This window comes from Microvirga sp. HBU67558 (assembly GCF_018069605.1).
Taxonomy (GTDB): Bacteria; Pseudomonadota; Alphaproteobacteria; order Rhizobiales; family Beijerinckiaceae; genus Microvirga; species Microvirga terrae.
Genome location: NZ_JAGPUP010000235.1, coordinates 1 through 601, shown reverse-complemented (window position 1 = coordinate 601; position 601 = coordinate 1). Strand labels below are relative to the sequence as shown.

General features: G+C 71.5%; 1 protein-coding gene. It reads right to left on the bottom strand.

What is annotated here, in order from left to right:
* Positions 1 to 601 (bottom strand): methylmalonyl-CoA mutase family protein (locus KBI52_RS33810; protein ID WP_247654090.1); only part of this gene is annotated, 601 nt, incomplete at both ends.

Here is a 601-nt window from a genome sequence, read left to right as displayed (position 1 = left end):
CCGGCCTCGAAGAAATTCTTGGCGAAGGTCGCCCGGGCCGTGAAGGCCGCGATCGGCCCGAGATTGGCGAGAAAGATCCTCGGGCGTTCCCCGGTCCGGGCGCGATAGGCGTCCGCGCGGTCGCGCAGGCGCTCGAACGGCTCGGCCGTCCGGATCGACGGCAGGGGCGCGATGGAGACGGGCGCCGGACCGGCCGCGGTGCCGACGAGCTTGATCAGGGACGTGCCCTGCCCGGCCATGCGGACGAGAGAGGCGAAATCGGTTTCGGTCGAGGCGGGAGACGAGGCCGACGCCGTGGGCGGCGGGGGCATCTCGGCTGCGGGCATCGGCAGCAGCACGGCCACATCGGCCTCATGGACGTTCGGGAACTCGCTCGTGCCGGTGATCGGCTCCCGGCGGGTGGCGACGGCTTTTTCCCGCTGGGAGCACACGGCCGCGATGCGGGCCTGGAGCATGCCGGCCTTGAGACTTTCCAGGATGCCGCCCTCGCGCTCGATCTCCTGGAACAGGCTCCAGGCCTTCTCGCACAAGGCGTTCGTGAGCGTCTCGAAGCCGCCCGCGCCCGCGGCCGGGTCGGCCACGCGGGCAAGGTTCGACTCGT